The organism is Clostridium sp. KNHs205 (assembly GCF_000702945.1).
Taxonomy (GTDB): Bacteria; Bacillota; Clostridia; order Lachnospirales; family Lachnospiraceae; genus Anaerocolumna.
The window spans coordinates 3740176-3758914 of the sequence record NZ_JNLE01000003.1 but is presented as its reverse complement, the minus strand read 5'-3'; the positions used below and the strand labels follow the sequence as shown (position 1 = coordinate 3758914).

The 18739-nt window shown below is 39.7% G+C and carries 10 protein-coding genes and 2 pseudogenes; all 12 read left to right on the top strand.

The window, feature by feature from the left end; all coding sequences use genetic code 11:
* Positions 1-68 precede the first annotated feature (68 nt).
* The 12 genes and pseudogenes from BR73_RS0115435 (at position 69) to BR73_RS26810 (ending at position 18689) form a co-directional block, all read left to right on the top strand.
* A complete protein-coding gene (locus BR73_RS0115435; protein ID WP_033166265.1) occupies positions 69-983 on the top strand; it encodes an ATP-binding cassette domain-containing protein in 915 nt (304 codons plus the stop codon).
* Positions 984-1691: an ABC transporter permease subunit gene (locus tag BR73_RS0115430; protein WP_033166264.1), complete on the top strand. Its 708-nt coding sequence runs from the start codon at positions 984-986 to the stop codon at positions 1689-1691.
* A gap of 163 nt (positions 1692-1854) precedes the next feature.
* Entirely contained in the window at positions 1855-2532 is a 678-nt protein-coding gene (locus BR73_RS0115425) for an SGNH/GDSL hydrolase family protein (protein WP_033166263.1), read from the top strand.
* 158 nt (positions 2533-2690) lie between these two features.
* Positions 2691-3296 carry a lactate utilization protein gene (locus BR73_RS0115420; RefSeq protein WP_033166262.1) on the top strand — a complete coding sequence of 202 codons (606 nt, stop codon included), beginning with the start codon at positions 2691-2693 and terminating at the stop codon, positions 3294-3296.
* A 271-nt stretch (positions 3297-3567) separates the two neighbouring features.
* Positions 3568-4506: a hypothetical protein gene (locus BR73_RS0115415; protein ID WP_033166261.1), complete on the top strand. Its 939-nt coding sequence runs from the start codon at positions 3568-3570 to the stop codon at positions 4504-4506.
* Positions 4507-4852: 346 nt separating this feature from the next.
* Positions 4853-6226 carry an amidase family protein gene (locus BR73_RS0115410; protein ID WP_051685225.1) on the top strand — a complete coding sequence of 458 codons (1374 nt, stop codon included), beginning with the start codon at positions 4853-4855 and terminating at the stop codon, positions 6224-6226.
* 999 nt (positions 6227-7225) lie between these two features.
* Positions 7226-8335 (top strand): cohesin domain-containing protein, encoded by a 1110-nt coding sequence (locus BR73_RS0115405; protein ID WP_033166260.1) that lies wholly within the window; start codon positions 7226-7228, stop codon positions 8333-8335.
* Between the two features lie 756 nt (positions 8336-9091).
* Complete coding sequence (locus tag BR73_RS29435) at positions 9092-11713, top strand: endo-1,4-beta-xylanase (protein WP_242860683.1); 2622 nt, start codon at positions 9092-9094, stop codon at positions 11711-11713.
* 166 nt (positions 11714-11879) lie between these two features.
* Positions 11880-14246: a non-reducing end alpha-L-arabinofuranosidase family hydrolase gene (locus BR73_RS0115395; protein WP_033166259.1), complete on the top strand. Its 2367-nt coding sequence runs from the start codon at positions 11880-11882 to the stop codon at positions 14244-14246.
* A 98-nt stretch (positions 14247-14344) separates the two neighbouring features.
* Positions 14345-14754 (top strand): annotated as a pseudogene (locus BR73_RS29645) (family 43 glycosylhydrolase); the annotation flags it as partial.
* Between the two features lie 137 nt (positions 14755-14891).
* Positions 14892-17141 (top strand): family 43 glycosylhydrolase, encoded by a 2250-nt coding sequence (locus tag BR73_RS0115385; protein ID WP_033166257.1) that lies wholly within the window; start codon positions 14892-14894, stop codon positions 17139-17141.
* A gap of 148 nt (positions 17142-17289) precedes the next feature.
* Positions 17290-18689, top strand: a pseudogene (locus tag BR73_RS26810) (carbohydrate-binding protein).
* Positions 18690-18739: the final 50 nt, after the last annotated feature.

The window sequence follows — 18739 nt, the reverse complement described above, 5'->3', positions numbered from 1 at the left end:
GAATTATTCAAGAGTTTTGAAAAATCTGAATGCTATATTTATATGGAATAATAAAAAGGAGAAAAAGTATGGCATATCTTTTAACTACGAATAACCTTACAAAAAGTGTTAATGGTAAATTGATAATATCAAATTTGAACATGCATATTACAAAAGGTGAGATTTACGGGTTTTTGGGACCAAATGGTTCAGGAAAAACAACAACAATGAAAATGTTATTAAATCTATGGAAACCAACATCAGGCGAGATTATTGCATTTGATCAGAAATTAATGCCAGATTCTTATGAATTATTGAAAAGAATAGGAAGTATAATAGAGTTTCCGACCTTTTATGAAGACCTCAGTGCAGAAGAAAATCTGAAATTTCATTGTGAATACATGGGATACTATAGTCCTCAAAGTATAGAACAGGCACTTAATATGCTCTCTCTGGAGGAAAATAAGAAAAAGAAAGTAAAGGAATTTTCCTTAGGAATGAAACAGCGGTTAGGCATTGCAAGAGCAATACTTACAAAACCGGAATTTTTGATTTTAGATGAGCCTACAAATGGCCTTGATCCGGCTGGTATGAAGCAAATAAGGGATCTTCTTACGATGCTTTGCCAGCAATATGGAATAACAATTTTAATCTCAAGTCATATGTTGTCGGAAATTGAAAATATAGCTCATACCATTGGAATAATACATCATGGTAAAATGATAAAAGAAATATCAATGAAAGAGATAACAGATATGGGCATTGAGTATATTGAGATTTCTACTCTAGAGATAAAGAAGGCTGCGTATGTGCTGGCGGAGAAACTGAATTTGCACAATATTAAAATTATTGAGGACAACCGAATCAGGATTTATGATAAAAAGATAAAACCGGAAGAAGTATCTCGTGTTTTTGTAGAAAACAAAGTCTCAGTGCATGAGCTGAATATAAAAGCCGAATCCTTGGAGGATTATTTTCTGAAGTTAACAGGGGAGGGTAAATAAATGTGGAAATTAATGAAATTAGAATGGAAAAAAAACAAAACCTCTAAATATATCGTTAGTGCTATTATTATCATTGCATTAATTGGATTATTTATGTTCGCACAGTGTTATCTTGGAATTGCTAATGATGAGTCTACGGGAGTACCGGATGCAGTCCCAGGTATGGAAACGATGGCTGTTCAGATAGAACTATTTACGAACCTTTGCTTTCTTATATATACGGCGGCGATGATGTCGACCTTTATCATTACACCCTATAAGAATAACACTATGAATCTGATGTTTTGTTATCCCATTAAGCGTAAGAAAATCGTACTTTCACAAATGTTAGCTGTCTGGCTGTTTTCCTTTTGTGCCCTGCTCCTTGGTAAACTGCTAATATATACACTTCTATATACCACAGCCGGTAATATGAAAGCTTATTTTCTTTTAGGATATAACATGGCAAGTGTAAGTTTTTATTTACAGATTATTTTGAAATCTATAATTACTGTTTCCCTTGGTTTTATTGCACTTTTTGTCGGTAAAGGAATGAAATCTTCAAAAGCAGCAATTATTACATCATTTTTATTGTTCATAGTTATGAATGGCAGCGTTGGTGATTTTACTCTGCGAGACAATTCTATAGTCCCTGTTTTACTGATTTCAGCTTCACTCATTTGTGCATATCTTTCAGTACATAAGCTGGAGGTAAAGGATCTGAAATAAATGCTGTTATATTAGTAAAAAGTAAAATAGGAATTTGATGTTTTTGTTGGTGGCTGAAATATAACATAAAAGTGATTTCTGTTTATTTAATTACATTTGTAACACATGTATTTTAATCCTAAAAAAACTAAAAAGTACCCCCATGATTAATAAAGGTGACTAGATGTACAAAGACAAATTAGTAGAAGGTATTCATATTAAGGTTATTGGTGATAGTTTTGCAGCTGGTGCAGGTAGTTCCATGAGTTATGAAACAGAAGACCTAGTATTTGAAAATAATGGAAATAAATTCTTTGGTAGAGTGGCACCAAACAGTTGGTGGGGCTTATTAGGAAAATACCTACAAGATACTTATACAGAATGCACTATTGAAAATAAAGGATGTGGAGGTGCATTTTCGTATCAGATAAATAAGTATCTTGATTCACTAATAGCATACGAGGATAACTTAGTATTAGTGTTCATGGGATTAAATGACCGCAAATTAAAAAATGGCATGGAAGAATTAGAGACTAATCTTGAATGCATTATTGATAAATTGACTAGTCAAGGGAAAATGGTAGCAATATTAACCCCAACACCATCAGTATATAGTAATGAGTATTATCCGAATAGAATTCATCATACTGAAAATGTTGTTAGTGTTTTACGTGATGTAGCAAATAGAAAAAATAAACCAATAATAGATAATTACCAGTATGTTATTGAATATCTTCAAAGAACCCACTTGAAAATTGAAGATATAATTTATGGTGATGGATGCAGGAATGATGGCTTACATCCATCAGATGATGTTCAGAAATTGATGTTTCAAAATCTAATACAAACGTTACAAATCTAATTAATGTAAATAATTATTTTTTTATTCAGGTGGTAATTCCATCTAGAATAATGATTTCAAGAAATTACTGTGAAAACAAAGAAGTAATTTAGGATTATGCTGCCAATCATATTGCATTTAAAAAGAAGAAAACTAGTACAAAAAGGAGCGTCACAATAATGGAATTTACAAAACTCAAAAATAGTCTAAAGTGCTTAGGGTATACCGTAAGTGAATTTAATAATGCTGAAGAAGCAACTAAGTATTTAGCTAATCAACTGAGTGATAGAACTATTGGAATTGGAGGTTCAGTTACTGTAGAAGAAATGAAACTGTATGATGCACTGGTGTCTCATAATGATGTGTATTGGCATATGCGATTACCTGAAAACATGAGTGCCATGGAAGTAAGAAAGAGAGCAAATCTGTCAGATTTTTATATTTCCTCGGTAAATGGAATTGCCGAAACAGGAGAAATCATCAATATAGATAATACTGGAAATCGTGTATCAGCAATCAGTTTTGGACATGATAAAGTTTATTTAATTATTGGTGAAAATAAAATAGCTTCAAGTTATGAAGAGGCCTTAGATAGAGCAAGAAATATCGCCGCACCCCTTAATGCCAAACGTTTAGGCGTAAAAACACCATGTGCAATAAAAGGTGATAAATGTTATGATTGTAAAAGCCCGCAAAGAATATGCAGAAATTTTTCTGTACTATGGGAGAAACCTACAGGGAGTGAATATGAAGTTATATTAATTCATGAAAAGCTTGGATATTAGATTTATTAGTAAATTCTACCAAGGTTAAATCAACTAAATGGAAGAATGAAGAAAATAGGACAGTTATATTTATATCATGCATATTAAGTCTCGGTACAGTGCTGTTTACTTCCATGTCATACACTTTATACAGTCAAAGCTACTTGATGGTGGATAAAGAACAGTCTTATGATGTAATGTTTAAAGAATCAGATTCTATGAATTATCTTAAAGGTATAGATTATAATGCAATACTTGCAGAATCGGATACAGAGCTGATAAAAATGATACCTTGAATATTGTATATCTGGAAGCTTCGGACATTGTTACAGAAAGTCAAAGACCCAACCCATGGGTTCCTCTAGCCTCCGTAAAAGAGTACAATCAAATATTTAACAGTAACTATTCTGTAGAATCCGGCACTGCAATGATAGTCACTTATGATAGTGTAAAGAACAATGGAAAAGAGATTTTTGGTGATAATATTCAGTTAAAAGATAATCAACAATCCTATTCATTTAAGAAATCAAATACTGAACATAATAAGATTTTTTATAGATATGCTTTTGGACAGCCTGTATTAATTCTTGTGAATGAGGAAGATTATTCCAAGTTTTATGGGAATATGGAGGGTATCAATAAAGGTAAGATTCATTTGTATAAATATGGCGATTGGACGAAAAGCGGTGAAGCTGTAGAAAAATTGAGCGAAGCATTCGCATTGTCTTATGGTTACTGGAATAATATCCAGCCACAGGAAGTACAAAGTATAAATCAGAAGTTTTATGGATTTGAGGTGATTTCTAAGTACCAGCAATATGAACATAATAAACAAGTAGGAGGATTTGCTTTATTTATTATGTCCTTTATCAGCATACTTTTTGTTGCAGCCATATGTGTTCTGGTTTATTTTAAGGTTTTGTCTGACTGGGAAGCTGACAAAAAGAAAATATTTATTTTATCAACTGTAGGCATAACATCTAAACAGGTAAGGAACTATCTGTATGGAAAACTTAGAATGATTATGGTAGCACCTATCCTATTAGGTAGTCTTATAGCTATAGGTTTTTGTCTTTCACTTAACATTGGAAACACTCTGGAATGGGAGATTCCGGTTTCATCTGTTCTCCATAATTCTTTCACGGTCGCTGTATTGTATTGGGGGGGTATATTACTCTATTATGCAGTATTGAAGACTCACTATCAAAGATCACTAATGCATCTCGTATAACAGGTACTCTTTATATACTGTGTAGGAGATCTATGACGAATAGCTATAATGTAATTCCAAATACAGGAGGACATAAATGAATAATATAAATATACTTCCAAGTGGAGGTGAAGATGCAAATTACGTACGGTACGAAATAATTAAATTTAATTCCAATCACGCACCAGATGGTCGTTATGAGGAAGTAAATTTATAGATTGATAATCAAAAAATATTTTGACGTGAGAGGCACTTTCACGTCTTTTTTTTGGGTTATCGATGAATAAATATAAACCGATAGGAAGATAATTGAAAATGAAAAACGATTATTAATTTAGAGAACGTCCATTAGATGCAGGAGATTAATATGGTTACTAAAATAAATTTAGACGAAGTAACAATAACCGAATTAAATAAGCTTATAAAAGATAAAACCTTCTCTATAAAAGAGATTGTTTCACATTATTTGGAGCAAATTGAAGCTTACGATAAAGGAATTAATGGATTAAATTCTATCCTTGAGATAAATTCTGATGCTATGAGTTTAGCAGAGGAGCTGGATGAAAAAAATCTGGTTGATTCTGGTTTGTTATACGGGGTACCTATTTTACTAAAAGACAATATCAATACAGCAGATCGGTTGCACACATCCGCAGGATCACTGGCACTGGGAGATTCAAGAGCAGGAGTGGACGCTGAGATTGTTAAAATATTGAGAAATAAAGGTGCTGTTATTCTTGGCAAAACAAATATGACGGAATTAGCTAATAATATGACGAAAGGAATGCCTAACGGATATAGCTCCAGAGGAGGAATTGTAAAATCACCATATGTTTTAGGGGAAAGCCCCGCAGGCTCTAGTACTGGTTCGGGAGTTGCAGTAGCAGCTAATCTATGCATGGCGGCCTTTGGCACAGATACTTCAGGCTCCATCATTTCACCCGGTATAAAGAATGGTATTGTTGGGTATCGTCCAAGTAAAGGGGCCTTAAGCATAAAGGGGATTATACCTACAAGCTTTACCCTTGATATGGTTGGGCCCATGACAAGAACCGTTAAAGATGCAATTATTATTTTTAATGAAATATCAGCTGATAAAATATACTTTGCAGAAAAGGCAAATCTTAAAGGGACTGTAATAGGTTTTGATCAAGCTGCTATAGATAATATGACGCAGGAAGAAGAAAAAAAGGCAAACGGTATTCTATATAAACTAAAGGAAGCTGGTGCGATCCTAAAACAAATGTATCTCAGAACTTTTCCGAATAAAGAGATTGATATCATTAAAAAATATGAGTTTAAGCACGCCATGAATGAATATTTCGCAGAATTACCACAAGAAAATAGAATAAGTAATTTAATGGAATTAATCGATTATAACAACACTCATAAAGAAGAAACCTTAAGATATGGTCAGATACTATTGGAAGATGCCCAGAATAATACCTCCGGAGAAATGACTGAAGCAGTATACCTGGATACATTAAAAGATCTAGAGAACACTAAGCTATATGTAAAAGACCAGCTAAAGGATATTAATGTATGTATTGCCTTCAATAATCACCCCATTGTACAATATACAGGTTTACCGGCGATTACCGTACCCTGTGGGTTATATAATGATGGAATGCCCTTTGGAATAAATATCATCGCTCAAACAGATGAAGAATTATTAAATATTGCTTATGCAATAGAGCAAATAGCAGGCAGAAGAGTGAAACCTAAATTTATTGGGTATTAAGGAACCAGACGCTTATAAGGAATAAGGAAATTGTCATAACTGTAGGTGAAATAACAATCCCTATTCCAAATAAGAAGTGCAAGCAGGTACTGTCAAAGGCACTTGGCAGCCGGACTGTTATGAGCGGCAGCATCAGCAGAGCGAAAATGATCCTTCACAGAGCCTGCACCCTAATATTCGGCTATGAGAGAGCCGGGAATGACAATTTATGTAGTTATTCCCGGCTCTTTTTCTGTTAAAAAACAGGAGGGAAGATGAGAAGTTAGACAGTAAGTATCCGGTCTGACAGTCGTTCCCCCTCCCTTTTCTAGAGATTGTATTCAATTATAAAAAATAAAAAATGTAGGAAACGAAAAGGAGTTTGAGATTGAGCTATCTGTGGATTTTGCTTCGGAGATAAAAAGGATGAGTGTGAGCTAATTTTTTTACACTGGAAATATAACAAGTAAATAAATGAAAACAAAGTAAAAATATGTATATAGTAATAAGATTATGCTCAGTTTATTATATAAATAAAGGAAGCTGATATGCGTGGTCTTTTTTTGTAATCGTCTTAAATTGTAACCCATGCGCCATAGAGAGAATTTATGTTGGGCAGTTAAATGGTTTCGAAATAAAAAAAGTTTGAAGAGGGGTAAGAGGTTTTTCGAAGCAGGTTAAATTGCTTTGCTTTTACATATGTATCATAAATATCTAAGTTGCATAAGCCCCGTGATATAAATGGCTGTAGCAATTCGAATGCGAAATTGGAAAAGTAACTATATTCACGTGTCGAACTCAACAGACTTACGATAAAACAAGCAAAATTAATGTTCAGCTTTGTTGAACGCCAACTTGATTTATGAGAGAGGTAATGTAGGCTCCGATATTAACTGCTAAATAAAATATTAACTTATCCGGATTGGTGCACAAATTTGGACAAGATATATTTATATTTTAAGAATGCAAAGTAAAGGAGTTTTCCATACATTAAAACAATAAAAATAGGAGGTTACCATCATGCGTAAAAAGTCAATTGCCTTTTTAATAACGATGATTATGTTAATTATGTTATGTATTCCACAGTCAATTCCTTTTGCAGCGGATGCAGGTATCAAAGTTCAGCTTGTTAATGGTACTACATCGGCAGCATCTAACACAATCGCTCCAAAGTTTAAAGTAGTTAATACTGGTAGTTCCCCGATAAATCTCGCAAATTTTACATTAAGGTATTACTATACCGTAGATAGCGAGAAGCAGCAAAATTTCTGGTGCGACAGCTCTGGAATGATGAGCGGTGCGAACTATATAGATGTTACAAAGAATGTAACGGGTAAGTTTGTAACAATGAGTACAACTGCGCAAGATACAGACTTTTATCTTGAAGTAGGTTTCAGCAGCAGTACAGGAAACCTTGTTGCGGGATCCTCCTTAGAGGTTCAAACCAGAATAACAAGGTCTGATTGGAGTAATTACGACCAGTCAAATGACTATTCTTTTAACTCTTCTGCTTCAAATTATGTAGATTGGGAAAAAGTTACTGCTTACATGAATGGGACTCTGGTATGGGGTAATGAACCCGGAGGTCAGATGCCCACGCCAACAACAACACCAACAGTAACACCTACAGCAACACCTACAGTAACACCCACAGCAACACCTACAGTAACACCTACAGCAACACCTACAGTAACACCAACACCGTCAAATAAATTGGAAGTAACTATAGGTACAATCACCGGTAATGCAGGAGATACAGTAACGGTACCTATCAGCTTTGCAAATGTGGCGAAGGTGAACAATGTAGGAACCTGCAACTTTTATGTGAATTATGATGCGAATTTGCTGGAGGCAGCATCGGTAACTGCAGGGGATATTATAACAAACGCAGGGGCTAATTTCGACAGCTATATCAATAACGGAACCATCAGCTTCCTCTTCCTTGATAACACCATCGGCAGCGAGCTGATCGCCAAGGATGGAACCTTTGCTGCGATCACATTTAAATTAAAAGGTGCTTCTGGTTCGACGTCATCTTTGACAGTGAAGACAGGTGGTGCTTTCGGTGATGGCAGCATGAAGAAGATCACAGATATTAAGTTTACTGATGGAAGCGTAAAAATCAACTAATCAATATTGGGTGATATCCCTGTTGATGGACAGAAGAACCATGGCAGTAAGTGTTATCCGAAACAGAATATGGAAATGCGAGTGTAGATACAACAAGACTATACCTTGATGAAAATGTATCTTCTTGAGTCAATTAAGGATTTTTCCGAACAAAATTACCTTATTCTCTTTAAAGATCATATTCGCTATAAGTGATTCTTCCAGTTGAGAAATCGCACTTACCTAACGGAGGAGGAAGCTTAGGAAGCGTATGTGGGTCATTCTGAAATAAGTTAGATTGATCTACAAAAAGTAGCAAAAGATGCGGTTAATTGTCGGTATTAATCGCATCTTTTGGACTATCTTAGATTTGAATGCAGGTCGGCCTTTAGCGGCAAGTGTTAAAAGTCGTGCACTTTAATCATTCTGCCGTGTATCTCCCCCTTTGGGATATCGGCGGTTTAAAGGATAAGTTTATTTTATTATACACAATAAGGGAGTGAAAGGGGGGATGTGAAAACTTAAAGAGAAGCAATACGAGTGCAGTGTACTTACTAAAAATGAAGGAGGTTAGGTTGAAAAATAAATTTTTCAACCGCAAGTTTGTGCTTGCGCTCCACAAACTTGGTATGCGCAAAGAGCGTGCGCAAGAATAGAGGTTAAAATGATAACGTAACGATGAATTAATCTAAAGGTAGGTTTTCTGTTAAGTAACCAAAAAAGAAAGGGGAAATTAAAATGGAATCAAAAACCTTAATGAAAGAAATAAGCAGGAAATTGAGACGAACATTTTCCATTCTCGTTGTACTTCTTGCTGTACTTCTCGCAATACCTGTATGCCAAGCGGCGGCGGAAACGCTCCCAGCCCTTCCGCCGTCAGGCTATGACCAAGTCAAGAGCAACATTCCACACGGTCAGGTCAGCTATATTACTTATCAGTCCACGGCGACAAACAGCCAGCGGAAGGCAAGAATTTACCTGCCTCCAGGGTATTCAACGAACAACAAATACAGCGTCATGTATTTATTGCATGGCATCGGCGGGAATGAAGACGAGTGGTACAACAACGGTGCACCGAATGTCATTCTTGACAATCTCATTGCTGCCGGTAATATTCAACCCTTTATCCTTGTATTACCAAACGGGAATGCGACGGGAACGGGAGTATCGGATGGTTGGGAGAATTTCACGAAAGATTTGATCAATTCTCTTGTACCCTATATTGAATCACACTATTCCGTTTATGCTGATGCTAAGCACCGGGCGATTGCCGGCCTTTCACAGGGTGGCGCCCAATCGCTGAATATCGGGTTGCCGAACGTGGATAAATTCCCCTATATCGGTGGCTTTTCCTCCTCGCCCATCACCAAACAGGTTAACCAGCTGTTTCCTGACGGAGGGACTAAGGTTAAGGCGAATTTAAAACTGCTGTTTCTCTCCTGCGGAACCGCAGATGGCCTTATATCCAATAACAATAGGGTAAGAGATTATTGCAAGTCCAATAATATTCCCTATACTGAATGGCTCCTCCAGGGTAACGGCCATGATTGGAGCGTGTGGAAGCCAAGCCTGTGGAATTTTGCCCAGATGGCGTGCGCAGCAGGATTTACGGATCAGACCACACCAACATCAACGCCTACTCCAACGCCAACCCCTGGCCCGAGATCGGCCTTTACACAGATTGAAGCGGAAAGTTTCGAAAACCAGTCGGGAGTTCAAACCGAAACCTGTACCGAAGGCGGAGAGAATGTCGGGTATATCGAGAATGGGGATTATGTAGTTTACAACAATATCGATTTCGGCAGCGGTGCGGCAAAGTTTCAGGCCAGAGTAGCCAGCGCCACCAACGGAGGGAATATTGAGATCAGGCTGGATAGTATTACCGGCACTTTGATCGGAACTTGTCCGGTTGCAGGAACCGGCAGTTGGCAGACTTGGACCGATGTTATGAGCAATGTCAGCGGGGCAAGCGGAAAACATAACGTTTATCTGAAATTTACAGGCGGGAGCGGATACCTATTCAACCTGAACTGGTTCAAATTTGCTACAGGAAGTAATCCGGGTAGCTTGGGTGATTTAAACTCCGATGGGACAATTGACACATTAGATTTCATGTCGATGAAACAATACCTTTTGGGATTGGAAACCCTTAGTAATCCAACTTTGGCAGATTTAGATGCGAGTGGCAGCGTCGATGCCCTTGATTATTCGCTGCTCAAACAATATTTACTGGGTATTATAAATACGTTTCCAGGACAAATTACAACACCTACACCTACATCCACACCTACTCCGACACCCACAAACCCTCCAGTTTCGCCAACACCAACACCAAGCAGCGATTCCTTATTGAATTCAAATGGAAGACTATTCGGGAATTCGGGTGCTGCTGTAAACTCCAGCCAATTGAATAATGCGTCAACACTTGCGGCTATAAAAACCCAGTATAACAGCATTACCATGGAAAACGAGATGAAGCCGGAGGCGGTTCTCTCATCCAATCTCATCTCGGTAGCTCAGGCGAAATCTAACGGATACTATATTCCTTCAAACTATACGGAGAGTACAGTACCTACATTTAATTTCAATACGATAGATTCTGTCATGAAAATTTGCGCTAACAATGGATTGAAACTTCGTGCCCATACGCTGGTATGGCATGCACAGACACCGGATTGGTTCTTCAAGACAGGCTACAGTGGAAGCGGAGCCTATGTAAGCCAGACAGTCATGGATGCCAGAATGGAAATGTATATAAAAACCTATATGAACCATGTACACAAGAGCAATTACGGAAGTGTAGTATATGCCTGGGATGTAGTAAATGAATACTTGCATGCAGGCTCCAACGGTGGTTGGGCAAGAATATATGGTTCAAATTTAGGAACATCACCTTCCTATGTAAAGAAGGCATTCCAATTTGCACGTGAATGCTTGGATTCCAATGGGTTAACCGGCAAAGTCAGCCTATTTTATAACGATTACAATGAATATGAAGTAGCGGATCAGATTGTTTCCATGATTAAATTCATCAATTCAGAGAAAAAGCTCTGTGATGGTGTTGGTATGCAATCCCACCTGGATACAGGCTATCCATCCATGTCCCTATACAAATCCGCCATGCAGAAATTCATGAATGCAGGATTGGAAATGCAGATTACGGAGCTTGATGTGACCAATACTTCGGATAGTGTACAGGCGACCTATGTTTACGATTTGATGTCTGCTATCATTTCAGCGAAAAAAGCGGGCGCAAATATTACAGGTGTTACCTGGTGGGGTCTGTATGACAGCATATCCTGGCGTTCTTCACAAAAGCCGCTGCTCTTTAGTGCCTTGAATACTCCGAAAGCTTCTTATAATAAATCGCTGCAGGCGTTTAAAGATGCCGGATACTAAAAGGTATCCTAGATTTTAGGCTCAATAGTGGCTATTCATCCTGACACTAGAGGCAAAGTGCTCTTCTAATAATGGAATGCCCTTTACCTCTAGTGGTATATTCTCATGGACATAACCTGGGCTCAGAGATTACGGAGTGTCCTATTTAAAAAGGGAGGTAATAATTATGAAACAATGGATAAAAAAGAGTTTTATAGTGATTATCGGGTTGGTTTTAATAGTATTATCCTTTGGTTCTGTAGTGAATGCAGCGCCGAACGTCAATCCGACATGGTATGTAGACGCACGAGTGATTAATCACAGACAAGCGGTTCCATATGATTATTACGCGGCGAAAGACCCGACGATCGTTTACTACGGAGGCAAATACCATGTGTTTTACACCGGTGCAAATCAAAGCGGAGGCTGGCAGATGCTTTATACATCCGCCAGCACGATTCCCGAACTAAAAAACGCGCCTCGTACCTATATGAGTAAAATCGGCGAAAGCTATTTCTGCGCACCGGAAGTATTTTATTTTGAACCTCAGAAATTATGGTATCTCGTCTACCAGGATGGAACTTATGGGGCAGCCTATTCCACAACGACAAATATAGCGGATCCCAATTCGTGGTCCGGACCGAAATCCTTTGGCATATCCGGGAACATGGGATGGGATTATTACATTATCTGCGACGATGCCTATGCCTATATGTACAACACACCCGATAACGGCTCGGGCAATCTGTATGTGCGCAAGACATCCTTAGCGAACTTTCCGAAGGGCTTTAGTGCACCTACAGTTGCTATATCCAACACTTTTGAAGGTTCAGAGGTCTATAAATCACTTGCCGACGGTAAATACTATCTGCTGGTCGAAGACCAGAAAGACGGCCGGTACTACGAATTATGGACGTCATCAAACGCCGGGGGACCATGGACGCAGGTTGCCGAGAAATGGGCATGGCGCGGTAATCTTTCTTACAATGCAGACAAGTGGACCACCAACGTTTCCCACGGTGAATTGATCCGAGCAGGATATAACCAGAAACTCGAGATTAATGACATCAACAAAGTTGATTTCCTTATTCAGGGAACTACCAACACATCAGGGGAATATCAAAAGATTATCTGGGATCTAGGTGTCATCAGAAATTACACCGGCAGTACACCTACTCCAACTACGACACCCACTCCAACCCCTGATCCGAGATCAGCTTATACACAGATCGAAGCGGAGAGCTATAATGATCAGTCGGGAATCCAGACTGAAACCTGTACCGAAGGCGGAGAGAATGTCGGGTATATCGAGAATGGGGATTATGTAGTTTACAACAATATCGATTTCGGCAGCGGTGCGGCAAAGTTTCAGGCAAGAGTAGCCAGCGCCACCAACGGTGGGAATATTGAGATCAGGCTGGATAGTATTACCGGCACTTTGATCGGAACTTGTCCGGTTGCAGGAACCAGCGATTGGCAGACTTGGACCGATGTAATGAGCAGTGTCAACGGGGCAAGCGGAAAACATAACGTTTATCTGAAATTTACAGGCGGGAGCGGATACCTATTCAACCTGAACTGGTTCAAATTTGCTACAGGAAGTAATCCGGGAAGCTTGGGTGATTTAAACTCCGATGGGACAATAGATTCAACAGATTTAATGTCGATGAAAAAACACCTTTTGGGAGTGGAAACCCTTAGTAATCCAACACTGGCTGATTTAGATGCGAGTGGCGGCGTCGATGCACTTGATTTTTCACTGCTCAAACAATATTTACTGGGTATTATAAATACTTTCCCCGGACAAAATCCCACACCTACGCCGACGGCAACTCCAACTCCAAGTGCTGCTAAATTCCACTGTTTTCTGTTATTAGGTCAATCCAATATGGCAGGTTATGCTTTAGCGCAAGCTTCTGATAAAGTGGAAGATTCCCGTGTGCTGGTACTGGGGTATGATAATAATGCTGCACTCGGACGGGTAACCGATCAGTGGGATGTGGCATCTCCACCCCTTCATGCTTCCTGGCTTGATGCAATCGGTCCTGGAGACTGGTTTGGCAAGACCATGATACAGAAAGTCCCAGCGGGTGATACGATCGGACTGATACCCTGCGCCATCAGCGGTGAAAAAATCGAGACATTTATGAAGTCGGGAGGTACCAAATATAATTGGATTATCAACCGTGCAAAACTAGCACAGCAAAAGGGAGGCGTCATTGAAGGCATTATTTTCCACCAGGGTGAATCCAACAGCGGCGACCCGAGTTGGCCCGGCAAAGTAAAAACACTGGTGGAAGATCTTAGAAAAGATCTGAACCTGGGGAATGTTCCTTTCCTCGCCGGTGAACTGCTTTACAGTGGTCCTTGTGCAGGTCACAATACGTTGGTAAACCAACTGCCTTCCCTGATTACGAATTGCTCGGTAGTCTCTGCAAGTGGTCTGGTAGTAGACTCTGGCGATACACAATACCGTCTCCATTTTAGTCATGATTCATCAGTTACCCTAGGCAAGCGATATGCTGAAAAAATGATTCAAGCCCTCGGCTGGTGAGTTGGCATGTAAAATAAAAAACCAGGAGGAAACGGGTATGTTAAAAAAGAAGGTTTCCAAAAGAAGCATTTCGTTAATTCTCTCTTTGATAACTGTATTATATGTATTTTGGAGGAAATGGTGAGGGGAATACAGGGTAATCAAGCTGGGTAGTGATATGATCTGTGTTAACGGGTCAGCGTCGCAGATTGTAGCTCCGCGTTTCTTTGAGGTTTCCTACATGCATAAGTACAATGGGAAATATTACTTTTCCTATTCTACGGATTTTTCCCAAGGGGCTGCTAAGATAGACTATATGATGAGTGACAATCCAATGACAGAATTCCAATACAAAGGGACTGTATTGCCGAATTCTCCTCAAAATGAAGGCAACAATAACCATCAGTCCATATTCTCATTTAAGGGAAATTGGTACATTGCTTACCACAATAGGGCTCTTGCGATAGCGAATGGTGCTTCTTCAGGTGATGCAAGAACATACCAAAGAAGTGTGGGTCTGGATCAAGTCTGTATGCTATTTCCTTCCAAAATGAGCCTGATTATGCATCAGATTGGACGTGGTGGACTCCAGCGGAAATGCTTAACTTTATGAAAAAAAATGATGGATCAATTAATTGAAAAGGTAATATTTAAGGAGGTTTTAGTATGTTAAGTAGTTGGAGACGAAAAAGCGGCTTTAGATTTAATAAAGCGATTGCTTTTTTATTGATATTGTGTCTATCGCTTTCGCAAATGGTTTTCGTATATGCCTGGCAGTCTGACAATGAAGACGGCACATTTAAAAACCCGATATTATACGCTGACTATCCAGATCCCAGTATAATCAGGGTTGGTAATGATTTTTATTTAGCCAGTTCCACCTTTGTCAATGTACCGGGTCTGGTTATTTTAAAATCTCAAGATCTGGTTAACTGGGAAATTGCCGGTCATTGCATTACCTCATTCACCGGCAATAATGCGTATAATATGCAGGGCGGAGTTAAATACGGCGGGGGATGTTTTGCTCCTTCTATCGCGTATAAGAACGGTACGTTTTATGTGGTGGTTACTATTAACGGCGAAAATACCCGTATTTATTATGCCAAAGATGTAGCGGGCCCATGGAATTACAATCAATTGAGCGGCAGTTATTTTGATCCTGCTTTATTTATTGAGGATGACGGAACTCCCTATCTGGCCTATGGCGGAGCCTGGCAAAACCAGATCAGTATGATACAGTTGAATTCGAGCTTAAGTACTACAACGGGGTCATCGCGGACAATTTTTTCTTACAATAATGTTGAAGGTTCACATATAGCGAAACATAATGGCAAATATTATTTATTTAACGCTGTGCCGGCACAAAGATTAGTATGCTCCCGGGCATCGAATATCTGGGGGCCTTATGGTGAAACTACTACCCTGTGTACGGCCGGAAAAGGCGGACATCAGGGAGGTATTGTTGATTTGCCCGATGGAAGTTACTGGGGTTATCTTCATCAGGATGACGGTGCAATCGGCCGCCCTACCAGAATCTGCCCTATTACCTGGCAGAATGACTGGCCAATGTTCGGCAGACCAAGACATATAGGTGAGGTTGAATCGACTTATACCAAACCAATTCAAAATAAACCTGTCAAGGTACCGGCAGCTTCAGATGAATTTAATGGCAGTACTTTAGGACTTCAGTGGATGTGGAATCATAATCCGGATAATTCAAAATGGTCCCTGACCGGATCTGCCTTAAGACTAAAAGCTACTACGGCTTCCGATTTTTGGCATGCCAGAAACAGTTTAACTCAAAAAGGCCAGGGTCTGACAAGTTCCGGCACTATTAAAATTGATTGCAGTGCCATGCAGCCTGGAGATATATGCGGATTGGGAATGTTAGGCGATCCGCGCGGTTATATTGCTGTGACCAAGGATCCTAAGCGCATAATAATGTCGGAGGAAGATAGCGTAAAGGCAACTGTTAATAATATAACTGCAAATATTTTATATTTCCGGATAGAAATGAATTTTAGTAACAAGCAAGCCAAGTTTTATTGGAAAGATGATAGTAGAGATTGGCAACAGCTTGGAACCTCAATAACGATGGGCTTTGATTGGCAGTATGGAACTTTCCAAGGTGAACAGTATGCTATTATGAATTTTAATCCTTCCGGAAGTTCAGGCCATATGGATGTTGACTGGTTCAGATTAAATGATGTACCGGGTAGCAACACTCCGACTCCTACCACGACCCCCAGCCCTACTCCGACCCCTAGCCCAAGATCGGCCTTTACACAGATCGAAGCAGAGAGTTACGACAACCAGTCAGGAATCCAAACTGAAACCTGTATAGAAGGCGGGGAGAATGTCGGTTATATTGAAAATGGAGATTATGTTGTATACAACAATGTCGATTTCGGCAGCGGTGCGGCAGGCTTCCAGGCTAGAACAGCCAGCGCCACCAGCGGAGGCAATATTGAGATCAGGCTCGATAGTCTTACCGGTCCTTTAGTAGGGACTTGTGCAGTCTCAGGAACTGGCAATTGGCAGACTTGGACTAATACAACATGCAGTGTTAGCGGGGTAAGCGGGAAACATGATCTATACCTGAAATTTACGGGAGGAAGCGGATACTTATTTAACTTAAACTGGTTCAAATTTACCAGTGGAGGTGTAACTCCCACACCGACATCTACTCCCCAATACCCGGTTGGAGACCTTAATGGAGATGCGAGTGTGGATACAACAGACTATGGGTTGATGAAAATGTATCTCCTTGGATCCATGAAGGATTTTCCTGTAGAAAATGACCTTGCCACAGGGGATATAAATCTTGACGGGGTCATTGATGCACTCGATTTTGCCGTTTTTAAAATGTACCTGCTGGGTGATATTCCGAAATTACCTTATTCGCTTTTAAGATAGTGTAATCTAATCATACTGCTGTGTATCTTTTTTGGGATACCGGGCGATATAAAAGAGAGGGGAAATAAAAATGAGACTAAAAAACTTAATGAATGAAATTGGCAGGAAAATAGTACCAGCTTTTTTCTTTCTTATAGTACTTTTGGCAATGCCTTTAAAACCCATGGCGGCGGCAGCGCTCCCAACCTTGCCGCCAACTGGATATGACCAAGCCAGAAACAACATTTCACACGGGCAGGTCAACAGCATTACTTATCAATCATCAGCGACAAACAGCCAGAGGAAGGCGAGAATTTACCTGCCTCCAGGTTATTCAACAAGCAGCAAATACAGCGTCCTGTATTTATTGCACGGTTACGGCGGGAGTGAAGGTGATTGGTTTACAGGCGGAGGCGCAGCCAATGTCATTATGGACAATCTTATTGCCGACGGCAATGTTCAGCCATTTATCATTGTAACACCAAATGCTAATACATCATCAATATCTGATGATAAGCTTCCGGATGATATACTCAACAGCCTTATACCATACATCGATTCACACTATTCCGTTTATACTGACCGCCTTCACAGAGCAATTGCCGGTCTTTCGTATGGTGGTCCGCAATCCTATAATATTGGGTGTACAAATATGAACAAATTCGCCTATGTAGGAGGTTTTTCAGGCGGTGGACCTGTTGCCTATCCGACCAGTAAGTTGTTTCCAGATCCGGCAGCTACCCGTCAGCAGATGAAGCTATTGTTCCTTTGTATTGGAACCAATGATAATTTATCTTACAGTGACGGCATAGCTAATTTTTGTAAGAGCAATAATATCCCTTGCACCTATTATCAAATTCCAGGAAGAGGTCACGATTGGACTGTTTGGAAACCAAGCTTGTGGAACTTTTCACAAATGGCGTGTGCGAATGGATTTACGGATTATGGAACCCCAACCCCAACTCCTGGCCCGAGATCGGCATTCACACAGATCGAAGCAGAGAGTTACGACAGCCAGTCGGGAATCCAAACCGAAACTTGTAACGAAGGCGGACAGAATATCGGGTATATTGAGAATGGGGATTATGCAATCTACAACAATATCGATTTCGGCAATGGTGCAGAAAGCTTTCAGGCTAGAGCAGCCAGTGCCACCAGCGGAGGGAATATTGAGATCAGGCTGGATAGTCTTACCGGGACTTTGATAGGGACTTGTCCGGTTGCCGGGACAGGGAATTGGCAGACTTGGGCGGCTGCAACGTGCAAAGTTAGAGGGGTGAGCGGAAAGCATGACTTATATCTGAAATTTACGGGAGGAAGCGGATACTTATTCAACCTGAACTGGTTTAAATTTGGTACAGGAAGCAATTCAGAAAGCTTGGGTGATTTAAATTCCGATGGGAAATAAACTCCATTGATTTAGTGTCGATGAAAAAACACCTTTTAGGATTAGAGACGATTGGAAATCCAACATTGGCTGATTTAGATGCGAGTGGTACCGTTGACGCACTCGATTTTTCACTGCTCAAACAATATTTACTCGGTATTATAATGACGTTCCCTGGATAAAGTGCGGTATAAACTACCGGCGATTTGACATCGTTTGTTCGATTGGCCAT

Bases quoted from the DNA above. Each gene is read 5' to 3' on its own strand.
- BR73_RS0115420 (WP_033166262.1), top strand. From the start codon at position 2,691: ATGGAATTTACAAAACTCAAAAATAGTCTAAAGTGCTTAGGGTATACC.
- BR73_RS0115425 (WP_033166263.1), top strand. From the start codon at position 1,855: ATGTACAAAGACAAATTAGTAGAAGGTATTCATATTAAGGTTATTGGT.
- BR73_RS0115410 (WP_051685225.1), top strand. From the start codon at position 4,853: ATGGTTACTAAAATAAATTTAGACGAAGTAACAATAACCGAATTAAAT.
- BR73_RS0115405 (WP_033166260.1), top strand. From the start codon at position 7,226: ATGCGTAAAAAGTCAATTGCCTTTTTAATAACGATGATTATGTTAATT.
- BR73_RS0115430 (WP_033166264.1), top strand. From the start codon at position 984: ATGTGGAAATTAATGAAATTAGAATGGAAAAAAAACAAAACCTCTAAA.
- BR73_RS0115395 (WP_033166259.1), top strand. From the start codon at position 11,880: ATGAAACAATGGATAAAAAAGAGTTTTATAGTGATTATCGGGTTGGTT.
- BR73_RS0115385 (WP_033166257.1), top strand. From the start codon at position 14,892: ATGTTAAGTAGTTGGAGACGAAAAAGCGGCTTTAGATTTAATAAAGCG.
- BR73_RS0115435 (WP_033166265.1), top strand. From the start codon at position 69: ATGGCATATCTTTTAACTACGAATAACCTTACAAAAAGTGTTAATGGT.